Origin of the sequence: Cardiobacterium valvarum (assembly GCF_900460955.1) — a bacterium.
In the GTDB taxonomy this organism is placed as follows: domain Bacteria; phylum Pseudomonadota; class Gammaproteobacteria; order Cardiobacteriales; family Cardiobacteriaceae; genus Cardiobacterium; species Cardiobacterium valvarum.
Window position 1 is genome coordinate 1,789,741 of sequence record NZ_UFUW01000001.1, and the last position, 11,065, is coordinate 1,800,805.

Annotated in this window: 11 protein-coding genes and 1 pseudogene; 9 read left to right on the forward strand and 3 right to left on the reverse strand. The window is 57.1% G+C overall.

Features of this window, described 5'->3' with window-relative positions; all coding sequences use genetic code 11:
• Nucleotides 1–3: 3 nt before the first annotated feature.
• Genes DY250_RS08715 through lpxC form a run of 4 tightly spaced genes read left to right on the forward strand, consistent with a single transcriptional unit; the run spans nt 4 to nt 4,226 of the window.
• A complete protein-coding gene (locus tag DY250_RS08715; RefSeq protein ID WP_115611957.1) occupies nt 4–831 on the forward strand; it encodes a cell division protein FtsQ/DivIB in 828 nt (275 codons plus the stop codon).
• Nucleotides 828–2,054 (forward strand): cell division protein FtsA, encoded by a 1,227-nt coding sequence (gene ftsA, locus DY250_RS08720; RefSeq protein ID WP_115611958.1) that lies wholly within the window; start codon nt 828–830, stop codon nt 2,052–2,054. Before DY250_RS08715 ends, ftsA begins: the two co-directional genes overlap by 4 nt.
• A 40-nt stretch (nt 2,055–2,094) precedes the next feature.
• Nucleotides 2,095–3,303, forward strand: a complete 1,209-nt coding sequence (ftsZ, locus tag DY250_RS08725; protein ID WP_115611959.1) for a cell division protein FtsZ — start codon at nt 2,095–2,097, stop codon at nt 3,301–3,303.
• A complete protein-coding gene (gene lpxC / locus DY250_RS08730) occupies nt 3,303–4,226 on the forward strand; it encodes a UDP-3-O-acyl-N-acetylglucosamine deacetylase (protein WP_115611960.1) in 924 nt (307 codons plus the stop codon). The genes ftsZ and lpxC overlap by 1 nt, the downstream gene beginning before the upstream one ends.
• A 14-nt stretch (nt 4,227–4,240) precedes the next feature.
• Here lpxC and DY250_RS14045 read toward each other — a convergent pair whose 3' ends face one another.
• Nucleotides 4,241–4,411 carry a hypothetical protein gene (locus DY250_RS14045; RefSeq protein WP_172542306.1) on the reverse strand — a complete coding sequence of 57 codons (171 nt, stop codon included), beginning with the start codon at nt 4,409–4,411 and terminating at the stop codon, nt 4,241–4,243.
• Nucleotides 4,408–5,247: a CPBP family glutamic-type intramembrane protease gene (locus DY250_RS08735; RefSeq protein ID WP_115611961.1), complete on the reverse strand. Its 840-nt coding sequence runs from the start codon at nt 5,245–5,247 to the stop codon at nt 4,408–4,410. The genes DY250_RS14045 and DY250_RS08735 overlap by 4 nt, the downstream gene beginning before the upstream one ends.
• Before the next feature lie 332 nt (nt 5,248–5,579).
• On the opposite strand from DY250_RS08735, the pseudogene DY250_RS08740 reads away from it, so the two are divergent.
• The 5 genes and pseudogenes from DY250_RS08740 to DY250_RS08760 form a co-directional block, all read left to right on the forward strand.
• Nucleotides 5,580–6,091, forward strand: a pseudogene (locus tag DY250_RS08740) (IS5 family transposase); the annotation flags it as partial.
• A gap of 346 nt (nt 6,092–6,437) precedes the next feature.
• Nucleotides 6,438–7,625, forward strand: coding sequence for a saccharopine dehydrogenase family protein (locus DY250_RS08745; RefSeq protein WP_115611963.1), 1,188 nt, complete (start codon nt 6,438–6,440; stop codon nt 7,623–7,625).
• 11 nt (nt 7,626–7,636) lie between these two features.
• A complete protein-coding gene (locus DY250_RS08750; protein WP_115611964.1) occupies nt 7,637–8,062 on the forward strand; it encodes an Sbal_3080 family lipoprotein in 426 nt (141 codons plus the stop codon).
• 180 nt (nt 8,063–8,242) lie between these two features.
• Nucleotides 8,243–8,770, forward strand: a complete 528-nt coding sequence (locus DY250_RS08755) for an HXXEE domain-containing protein (RefSeq protein ID WP_115611965.1) — start codon at nt 8,243–8,245, stop codon at nt 8,768–8,770.
• A 150-nt stretch (nt 8,771–8,920) separates the two neighbouring features.
• On the forward strand, nt 8,921–9,859 hold the full coding sequence (locus tag DY250_RS08760) for an AEC family transporter (RefSeq protein WP_115611966.1): 939 nt from the start codon (nt 8,921–8,923) through the stop codon (nt 9,857–9,859).
• A gap of 108 nt (nt 9,860–9,967) precedes the next feature.
• Here DY250_RS08760 and DY250_RS08765 read toward each other — a convergent pair whose 3' ends face one another.
• Nucleotides 9,968–11,047: a transferrin-binding protein-like solute binding protein gene (locus DY250_RS08765; RefSeq protein WP_115611967.1), complete on the reverse strand. Its 1,080-nt coding sequence runs from the start codon at nt 11,045–11,047 to the stop codon at nt 9,968–9,970.
• Between the last annotated feature and the right edge of the window lie 18 nt (nt 11,048–11,065).

Consider the following 11,065-nt stretch of genomic DNA (forward strand, 5'->3'; position numbering starts at 1 on the left):
GTCATGGCCACGTCTCCGAAAAACCGCTATTTGAGCCGTTCCTCGGTCAGCGTGCCGCGCGAGGAACGCACGCTGTGGCAAATTGCCTGGCTGATTGGCGAATGCACACTGGCTGTTTTCCTGCTAATCGGCATCGCTTACGGGATTTATGTGACCTATCAGCGCCTGACGCAGCAGGCATTTTTCCCGCTGAAACGCGTCATCATTGCCGAACCGCTGCGCTACGGCGATATGGCCGACATCAGCGACATCATCCGCCATCACCACCAGAAGGATCTGCTGCATATGGATGTGTCGCTGCTCGCCGGCGAAATCCAGCAGCTCGACTGGATTGCCAAGGCGGGTGTGTACAAGCGCTGGCCGGATGCGGTGGAAATCAAACTCGTCGAACGCGTCCCCATCGTGCGCTGGGGCAAGGAAGGCTTCCTTGACGCCAGCGGCACACCGTTTACCGTGCCTGACAGCGACAAGCTGCGCGGCCTGTTCAAACTGCAAGGGCCGGACGGCTACGAGCAGCAGGTGCTGCAATATTACGAAGACATCGCACCGTGGCTTGCCGCACGCCATCTTGATGTCGCCCGCCTCACCCTCGACCCGCGCCTCGTCTGGCATGCCGAACTGAGCGGCGGTACCGACATCATCCTTGGTCGTGACCAACTAAACGAACGTCTGAAAAAACTCGTCGTGGTCAACGACAAAGTCATCAAACCTTACCATCCGTACATTGACGCCATTGACCTGCGCTATCATGACGGTTTCTCCGTGCGCTGGAAAGCCGGCGTCAGACCCGTGACCACAGAAGCAAAAGACAAGACAAAAGAGAAAAAATGAACGAACAGGCCATCAAAGTCGTCATCGACCTCGGCAGCTCACGCACACGGGTGACCATCGCCGAAATCGGCAGCAACCACAGCTATTTTGAAGTGCTGGGCTGCGGGGTTGCCGCTGGTGGTGCCGTCAAGGCAGGCATCGTCACCAACATCCCCGCCGCCACCGCCGCCATCCGTCAGGCAGTCGCCATCGCCGAACAAGAAGCCGGCGTCAAAATCAACAGCGCCATCATCAGTATCAGCGGCCAGCACATCCTCGGTGTCAACAGCGACGGTCAGGCACACATCAGGAACCGCCGCATCCGCAACAACGATGTCGTCCACGCCGTCATGCGCGCGCGCAACCTCGCCCACAAAGGCGGGCAAACCCTGCTGCACGTCCTCGAACAACAATTCATCGTCGATGGTCACAAAGGCATCACCGACCCCAAAGGCATGACCGCCGACGAACTCGACGCCCGCGTCCACGTCATCAGTGCCCGCAGCGCCGCCATGGACAACCTCAGCCAGTGCGTACGCGAAGCCGGCATCGAAATCGAACAAATCGTCTATGCCGGCCTCGCCTCCGCCTACGCCGCCAGCAGCACGGACGAACGCGAACTCGGCATCTGCACCGTTGACCTCGGCGCCGGCACTGCCGACATCATGCTGTGGCTGCACAATCAGCCCATGCACGCCGCCACCCTGCCCATCGGCGGCGAACAAATCTCCAGCGAAATCGCCACCGCCCTGCGCACCCCGCGCCCCGCTGCCGAAACCCTCAAATGTCGCTACGGGGCGCTGCGCAACAAATACAGCCAGCAACACCGCATCCCGCTGCCCAGTACCGGCCATCTGCCCGACCGCCAGCTCGCCGGCAACGACATGGTCGAGCTACTCGCCATGTGCTACCAAAACCACTTCACCCACATCAACAAAGAACTGCACCGCGTCGGCCTGCGCAAAATGCTTGACGGCGGCATCATCTTCACCGGCGGCGCCGCGCAAATCCCCGGCCTCGCCGAAGCCGCCGGCGAACACTTCGAATGCCCGGTACGCGTTTTCATCCCCCCGCCCATCGAAGGCCTGCCCGAACACCTGCAACGCGACGCGGGCATGGTGACCACCCTCGGCCTCTTCTACCTGCAACAAGTTCCGCTCTCGGACTACGTTTGGGCCAAAGAAGAAAACGACGGTATAATCCAAAACGTTACAAACTTTTTAAAGCGTTACCTGTCACCCTAACGCATCACACATTGGCTCACTGGCACACAAGAGGTAAAACATGGCCTTCACAATACAAATGGACGAGACCGACAACACATCCCCCGTCATGATCAAAGTCATCGGTATCGGCGGCGGCGGATGCAACGCCTTGAAACAAATGATGGATTTCGACCTGCAAGGCGTAGAACTCATCGTGGCCAACACCGACAAACAAGTCCTGCAAGAAAACCCCATCCAGAACAAACTGCAACTCGGCGTCAAAACCACGCGCGGCATGGGTGCAGGCTCCAAACCCGAAGTTGGCCGTCAGGCCGCCGAAGAAGACCGTGACAAAATCCGTGACGCCTTAAACGGCGCCGACATGGTCTTCATCGCCGCCGGCATGGGCGGTGGCACCGGTACCGGCGCTGCCCCGGTCATTGCCAACGTCGCCCGCGACATGGGCATCCTCACCGTCGCCATCGTCACCAAACCCTTCACCTTCGAAGGCGTGCCGCGTATGCGCAAAGCCGAAGCGGGCATCGAAGTGCTGAAAAGCGAAGTGGACTGCCTTGTCGTCATCCCCAACGACCGCATCACCTCCGTCATGGGCGAAGACGCCACCCTTATCGGCTCCTTCAAAGCCGTGGACAACGTCCTGCGCGACGCCGTGTACAGCATCGCCACCATCATCCAGAAACTCGGTGTCATCAACACCGACCTCGAAGACGTCAAAACCATCATGAGCGAACGCGGCATCGCCATGATGGGCTCGGGCGAAGCGAAAGGCGAAGACCGCGCCCGCGCCGCCACCGAACGTGCCATCTCATCGCCGCTCCTGGAAAATATCGACCTCGCCTCGGCGCGCGGCCTGCTCGTCAACGTCAGCGCCAGCTCCAGCGTCAAAACCGCCGAATACCACATGGTCGGCCACGTCATCTACGACATCATCGACCCCGAACAAGTCAACCTCAAAATCGGCCTCATCGTTGATGACAACATGGGCGACACCCTGCGCGTCACCGTCGTTGCAACCGGCATCGAAAGCAGCGACGACAACGGCTACTTCGGCGACACCTTCGGCACCTACGCCAACAGCAATAACAGCAGCGGCGGTAGCCGCAACGCCGGCGGTTACACCGACCTGAGCGATCTCGGCTTTGGTGTGCGCGCCAACAGCGACAACAACGCCTACGACGACAGCGCCGACGATCGCAGCGACTACCGCAACGACAACGACAGCGGTGGCTTCAGCCTCAGCAAAATCCTGCGCCGCCGTACCCACTGATGGCCAGACAACGCAGCATCCGCGAGCCCATTGCGGGCTCCGGAATCGGCGTACACAGCGGCAGACGGGTGGACATCCGCCTGCTGCCCGCGCCTGCCGATAGCGGCATCCGCTTCCGCCGTACCGACCTTGACCCCGTTGTCGAACTCCCTGCCCGCGCCGACCTCGTGCGCGATACCCAGCTCTGCACCGCACTTGCCAACGAAGACGGCGTGCGTGTCGCTACTATCGAGCACCTCATGTCCGCCCTGGCGGGCCTCGGCATCGACAACCTCACCATCGAATTGAACGCGCCGGAAGTCCCCATCATGGACGGCAGCGCCGCTCCCTTCGTTTACCTCCTGCAACAGGCAGGTATCCGCGAACTGGATGCGCTGAAAACCTTCATCCATATCAGCGACACCATCGAAGTGCGCGAAGGCGACAAATGGGCACGCCTCAGCCCGCACAACGGCTGCTGCTTCGACTTCACCATCGAATTTGACCACCCCGTCTTCCGCCACCGCAACAACCACACCCGCCTCGACTTCACCAGCCGCCGCTACATCCGCGACATCAGCCGCGCCCGGACCTTCGGTTTCCTGCGCGACATCGAATACCTGCAAAGCCATGGCCTGACCTTGGGTGGCGGTCTCGACAACGCCGTCGTTGTGGACGACTACCGCGTCCTGAACGAACACGGTCTGCGCTTTGATGACGAATTCGTGCGCCACAAGCTGCTGGACGCCGTCGGCGATCTCTACCTGCTCGGCGCGCCGCTCATCGGCCACTACCAGGGCTACAAATCCGGACATGACCTCAACAACAAACTGTGCCTGGCCCTGCTTGCCGCACCACAAAGCTGGCAACGCATCCAGCTTGACCGCGACAGCGACATCCAGATTGACTACGGCGAAAACCTGCCGCTACCACAGGCCAGTTGAACGCCCTGCCCCGCTTATCCGCGATACAGAAAAGAGACGCCGCCAGGCGTCTCTTTGCATATATCGTTAAACATCTGTACGGCCTTCGGCTTGTCTTTACTATCCATCTTTAATTCATCCGGAATGGCGGCGAGGAAACGCGACAAGGTTTGCGGCGATAAGCGCGGTAAAGGGGTATTTTTCACGGATTCTCCCCGCTTTGTTGGGAAAGATGACGCAAGAAAAGGGTTTTTTCTTTGCCTATAAGCCAAGCGAGAATGAGGACAAAGAGGCCGGTTTGGATAATTTTGCTGTCCGGATGGGTAGCAAAGATTTCGTTACCGAGATTGGCACAGAGGTGAAAGACGACGGCAATCCAGATGTTGCGCGCGTTTTTGAGATAAAGCCAGTTCATGATGAAGACGAAGCAGATCATGCTTGCCATGAAGTTGATACCGTGTTGCCAGCCTTCGGCGACGAGGTTAGCCTGGTAGTAACCTTTGATACTGGCAAGCGGGACGTGCCAGAGAAACCAGTAGGCGAAGAAGATGAGGTTGGCGGTGATGAGGCGGAAGCGGGCAAGCAGTACGTCGGTGCCGTAGCTGTGCCAGGCAAGTTCTTCGAGCAAGGGCGCGAGGGCGAGCAGCAGCCACGGCGAGAAAAGGGCGCTGGTGAAGCTGGGGTGACCGGTGATGCGGAATTGCCCGGCGCTGTAACCGAAGGCAAGCGAGATAAGCTGGGCGAGAACGAGGGTAACGGGGCCGATAAACACGGCGGCGAGCAGGTAGCGCAGACGGATGGTGCGCAGGCTGAGGCGAGGTTTGAGGTCGGCGAGCAGTACCGGTTTTTGCAGGAATAGCCAAGCGGCGACGACAGTCGGCGCAGCCAAACCTATGATGCCGAGGGCGCCTTGCAGGGTGGTGTGGATATCAAGACCAGGGGTGTGGCTAATATAGCCCGCTGCCAGCCAGCAGACGCAAGGGATGAGGAAGGACCAGAGGTAGAAGAAGCCGGGGCGGTCGTAGGCATTAAGATTGTTCATGGAGATACTTCCTGATTGTAAGTTCGGCGGAATTGTACGGGGTTTGCAGGTGATGGGTGTTAAGTAGTGCGGTTACCGGGTTTTACCGCTATCGCGATTTGCCCCCTCTTTGCAAAAGCCTTCCCTAATGGGGCTTTCTGCGCCAAGCGACGTCAATCCTAGGCTCGCGTCAGACAGGATAAATACTGGATTTTCCGCTGCATAGTTTGTTCGCTGCCCCCATCCTTCCCCTCCGAAGGAAGGGCCTCCTTGTGCAATTCTCTATTTTGGGTTCACCGCCAAGCGAGATAAAACCTGGGTTCGTAAGAGGAAGCATTAAAGAAATCAGATGGCAGATGGCCGTAGCACGTCGCCAGCAGGGACGTAATGAAGCAACCACCTTCCTGATTATTGATGCGCAGAGTGTGAAGAACACGGATACGGTTATGGAAAAAGGCTACGATGCCGGCAGAAAAGTGAGCGGCATATAGCGGTTGACACGCAGGGTTTGCCGCATGCCCTTGCGGTGACGGCAGCGGATGTTACGGATAGAAAAGGCTGCCTACTCGCCTTGGAACGCGACAGAGATAATCTTGGTGCGGTACAAAAAATCCTTGCTGACGGTGGTTACACGGGTAAGGCATTTGCTTCGTCGGTACAGGAGTTGATGGGTGCGGAGGTAGAGATTGCCAAACGAAACGAATTGCACCGTTTTGCGGTATTGCCGAAGCGATGGGTAGTAGAGCGCAGTTTTTCCTGGTTGGAAAAGCACAGGCGGCTTTGGAAAAACTGCGGGCATAAGTTGAGTACCAGCTTGCAGATGATCGTTTTGGCTTTCTTGGGAATCCTGCTGCGAAGACTATAAACACGTTCTAAGGGCGAGCCAAGCGGGATAAATGTTGGGGCCACTATCCAATAACCCAGTATTTATTCTGTTTGGCTGTTGCTCACAAACACAGCTTTCATCTTGCTTGGCAGCTACCACAAACCCGACATTTATGAGGTCTTGCCGGGCTTCGTAAGTGCTGATAATAGCGGCTTCAGCGGAATAGAAGATTGCCTTGGTCTGACGGACAGGGAGTAGGCAATAGGCCGCTCCAACAGCGGCACAATCCTGTTTATCCCTGGCCGTATTTAATCCAAAACCCACGCGACGCCCGTCCCTCATAATCCGCTAAAATCACCGCTTACACACAACACAGGAACCCATCATGAACCACGTCCTCATCATCGGCGCCGGTGGCGTCGCTAACGTCGTCGTCCATAAATGCGCCGAAGACAAAAACACCTTCCACAAAATCACCCTGGCAAGCCGGACATTGGCGAAATGCGATGCCATCGCCGCTGCCGTCAAGGCAAAACACGGCGTGACCATTGATACCCGCCAGATTGATGCCGACGACGTCCCCGCGCTCACCCGCCTGCTTGAAGAACTGCGCCCGCAACTCGTCCTCAATATCGCCCTGCCCTACCAGGATCTGCACATCATGGACGCCTGCCTTGCTGCCGGCATCAACTACCTTGACACCGCCAACTACGAACCGCCGGAAGAAGCCAAATTCGAATACAAATGGCAATGGGCCTATGACGGGCGCTACCGCGCGCGCGGCATCATGGCACTACTCGGCAGCGGCTTTGACCCCGGCGTTACCAACGTCTTCACCGCTTATATCAAGAAACACCTGCTCGATGAAATCCATGAGCTCGACATCATCGACGCCAACGCCGGCGACCACGGCCTGCCCTTTGCCACCAATTTCAACCCCGAAATCAACATCCGCGAAATCACCGCTGACGCCCGCCACTGGGAAAACGGTGCCTGGCAGACCACCCCGGCGCTTTCGCACAAACGCGTTTTCGACTTCCCGCAAATCGGCGAAAAAAACATCTACATGATGTACCACGAAGAGCTCGAATCACTGGTCAAACACTTCCCGGAAATCAAAACCGCGCGCTTCTGGATGACCTTCTCCGACAATTACCTGAACCACCTCAAAGTGCTGGAAAACGTCGGCATGACCTCGATTGAGCCCGTCATGTACGAGGGGCGCGAAATCATCCCTATCCAGTTCCTGAAAGCCGTCCTGCCCGATCCTGCCTCGCTCGGCCCGCGTACCAAAGGCAAAACCTGCATCGGCTGCGTCGCTAAAGGCAAAAAAGACGGCAAAGACAAAACCGTGTACATCTACAACATCTGCGACCACGAAGAAGCCTACAAAGAAACCGGCTCGCAGGCGATCTCCTACACCACCGGCGTACCGGCGATGATCGGCGCGAAAATGATGCTGAAAAACACCTGGCGCGCGGCGGGTGTACGCAACATGGAGCAATTCGACCCAGACCCGTTCCTAGAAGAACTCGCTGCCTACGGCCTGCCGTGGGAAGTGAAAGAGCTCTGAGATGACTGACCATGAAGCACAATATACCGCTTATCGCCGTATCCATAGGCCTTGCCGCTTGCAGCAGCGTGAATAGCCATGCTGTCGCAAAAGACGTGCATCCGGATAACATCTGCATCATCAGAAATCCCGACGTGATCGTGACGGACTTTGTCCCGACCATCCAAACCCGCTTGCAACACTACGGCATCAACAGCCACTTGGTAGAAACAGCGGATAAATCACAATGCCCGTACACCCTTGAATACACGGTAAAACGTTCGTGGAGCCTGAAAACCTATATCTCATGGGCAGAGCTCAAACTCTACAAAGACGGTCAAGCTATCGCCGATGCCGAATACAAACCGCTGGCCAAGGGCGCATTTGTGGTTAACAAATGGCAGTCCACCGAAACCATCATGAACCCGGTTGTTGACTCCCTGCTTGGCAAAAAATGAAATAAGCCCCCGCAAGGGGGCTTATTGCACCAGCGTGCAACCCCGGTATTTACGCTGCTTGAGCGGTTTCCATTAGCACGATGGTGCTGCGCAAAAAGAAAAATGTAGGGATGTTGCCTGCAACATCTCCACCCAAAAACTGTCCCCGGCATTTATTCCACCTATCGAACAACACCCACCATGACCATTGCCCACCTCTCCCTCATCATCCTGTCGCTCTTCATGCTGCATGAATTCGACGAAATCATCCTGATCCGCCCCTGGATAGAAAAGCACCGATACGACCCGCGCTACCGGAAAGAACTCTTTATCGCCGGCAAAGCGCACTACCCCTCCACCGAAACCATCGCTGTAATAATCGCCGAAGAATACCTGCTCGCCTCCATCGGGTTGCTCATCGCCATCAACTGGCATATCCCCGAACTCGCCTTGGCTTTCGGCATCTGCCACACCCTGCATTTGCTTGTCCACATCGCCGAAGTGCTGCGCTTCCGGCGCGCAGTGCCGGGCGGCATCACCGCCGTCCTCACCTTCCCGCTGCTGCTATGGTTATTCGCCTGTTACCTGAGCCAACAACCCCTTTCATGGCCGCTGCTCCTCACCCTCACACCGCTTGTCCTGGTGGCCATCCTCCTCAATCTGGCCTGGCTGCACCGCCACGCGGCAGATATTGACAGCTGGCTACACAAAACCGGTGGCACGAAGTGATGCCGCTTGGCGGACCCGTATTTACCCCCGCTTGGCAGCTTTTATCCCCCTTCCGTCCTTTGGGCACCCTGCCCGTCGGCAAGCAGCGGCTGCGCCGACCGTTTTAAAAAAACGTAGAATGCGCGCCACATCCACCCACCAACCACCATCATGCTTAACATCGTTACTTCGCTCATCCCGATTTTTATCGTTATCACCTTCGGCTACGCTGCCACGCGCGCTGGTGCCTTCACCCTCGAAGGACTAACCGCACTGGGGCGCTTCGTCATCAGCATCGCCCTGCCCGCCCTGATATTCCGCGCCCTCTCGGAGAAAAGCCTGGGTGAGGTCTTCATTCCCTCTTACCTCTTCGGCTATGGCGCAGCAACACTGCTCTGCTTCTTCATCGGCCTGGTATTTTCCCGCCTGGTCGGGCAGAACCTGCGCGGTGCGGCGGTCAGCGCCATCGGCCAGACCTTCTCCAACAGCGCCTTCATCGGCTACCCGCTCCTGCTCAGTGTCATCGGCGGCAACGCAGGCATCTACTTCTCACTGAACACACTGGTCGAAAACGTCATGCTCATCCCGCTCTTCCTCGCCATCGCCGAATCACACGGCAACAACAAGGAAGGCACCTTCGGTCAGCGTCTCGGCAAAATTCTCCTCAACATGCTGCGCAAACCGCTGATCGTGGCCCTCATCCTCGGCATGATTTTCTCGGCGTTTCAGTGGAAACTGCCCGCACCGATCAACCGTGCGGTGAGCCTCGTCGCCGATGCTGCAGCCCCCGTTGCCATTTTCGTCATCGGTTGCGGTCTGAACGGTATCAAAATCGAGGGTAACGTCATCGCCATCACGCAAATCACCATCGGCAAACTCTTCCTCATGCCGGCGCTGGCCACGCTCTTCATCTGGCTCCTCGGCGGCAGCGAAGAAGTGATTTTTGCGGGCGCACTGATGGGCGGCATCTCCATGGCAAACACCGTCGCCATCTTCGCGCAGCACTACGGCTATCCGCATCGCGGCACGGTCAGCATGATCACCACCAACGTCCTCTCCGTCTTCACCCTCTCCGGCATCTTCCTGCTGCATCAGTGGCTGGTCGGTTGAAGAAGGCCGTCGTGCCGCATGACTGCGGGGTGGTGGTAATCTTCGCAAACACTGCCTGCGGATATAAAAAAGCCTGCCGGATGCGGCAGGCTTTTCTGTGCGTTGTTTTTATGGCTGTTTGTGTCCGCCAAAAACGCCTTTGGCATCCGATGTGCTGTAAGTCCCAGCCATTTCTGCGGCTTGGTCACCATAGAATGCCCCTTCCACATTGGCCTTGATAAGTTGTGTTACAAGCTCCTGACTGTTACGGCTAACAACACTCCGTTTTTCGGCATCCAACTGGTTACCGACAAACTGGCTACCCTTGATATCCACCCCTTTAATATTGAGGCCGGCGAATATCGTATCCCGCTTTTGCGGGGCGGCTGTAACCGCAATATCGAGTTTCTTCGTGCCGAAATCAGCTTTTGCTTCCAATGTGCCGGGGTAATTACCCGAGCCTTGCGTCTGGGCCAAGACATGAACGGCACTACCCCGGTAGGTTGCCTGGCCTTCATTCGGCATATTGGTGGTAATGTCGCCCTGGTGGAAGAGTAAGTCTGGATAATTGTACGAGCCTGTCTTCGGAGCGACGTAGCCGAAACGGACGTTTTTATAGCTGCTGCCACTGACATGGAAGGCTTTGTAGGCTCTTGGTACGAAATTTCTTGTGTCTTCGTGATACATCTCAGTCACACTATCAGGGCTTTCTTTTTTGTCTTCGGAAAGCAGCGGCATCTCTACAATATCGTTACCTTTTTTGAAATAGAACGTATTGCGGACTTTGGCTTTTATTTCATTGATTTCGGCCTCGCTCTTTCCTTCTATACTGATGGTATTGGTGTAGCTGCCGCCTTCCACTGCACTGACGGTGTAGGTGAGGGCTTTCGGTTCGTGTGGCGGCGGTGACGGCGGAATTTGTGGGGGTTTACCATTCCCGTTACCACCGCCCGGGGTTTGGTTGCCGTTGCCGCCCGGGGTTTGGTTGCCATTGCCGCCCGGGGTTTGGTTACCGTTGCCGCCCGGGGTTTGTGCGTTATTACCGCCGCTATTTTGCCCCGCTTGATCATTGGGCGTTTGCGGTCGCTGGGGGCTCTGGTTGGGCGGCGGCTGGATGCCGCCTGCCGCAGGGTTATCGTTGCCGCCGCTGCCACCGCAAGCGGTAAGGGCGGTCATGATGGCAATGGGGAGTGCCAGTTTGGTATACACAGATTACCTCTTTATTGC

Bases quoted from the DNA above. Each gene is read 5' to 3' on its own strand.
- DY250_RS08715 (WP_115611957.1), top strand. From the start codon at position 4: ATGGCCACGTCTCCGAAAAACCGCTATTTGAGCCGTTCCTCGGTCAGC.
- ftsA (WP_115611958.1), top strand. From the start codon at position 828: ATGAACGAACAGGCCATCAAAGTCGTCATCGACCTCGGCAGCTCACGC.
- ftsZ (WP_115611959.1), top strand. From the start codon at position 2,095: ATGGCCTTCACAATACAAATGGACGAGACCGACAACACATCCCCCGTC.
- lpxC (WP_115611960.1), top strand. From the start codon at position 3,303: ATGGCCAGACAACGCAGCATCCGCGAGCCCATTGCGGGCTCCGGAATC.
- DY250_RS08735 (WP_115611961.1), bottom strand. From the start codon at position 5,247: ATGAACAATCTTAATGCCTACGACCGCCCCGGCTTCTTCTACCTCTGG.
- DY250_RS08745 (WP_115611963.1), top strand. From the start codon at position 6,438: ATGAACCACGTCCTCATCATCGGCGCCGGTGGCGTCGCTAACGTCGTC.
- DY250_RS08750 (WP_115611964.1), top strand. From the start codon at position 7,637: ATGAAGCACAATATACCGCTTATCGCCGTATCCATAGGCCTTGCCGCT.
- DY250_RS08755 (WP_115611965.1), top strand. From the start codon at position 8,243: ATGACCATTGCCCACCTCTCCCTCATCATCCTGTCGCTCTTCATGCTG.
- DY250_RS08760 (WP_115611966.1), top strand. From the start codon at position 8,921: ATGCTTAACATCGTTACTTCGCTCATCCCGATTTTTATCGTTATCACC.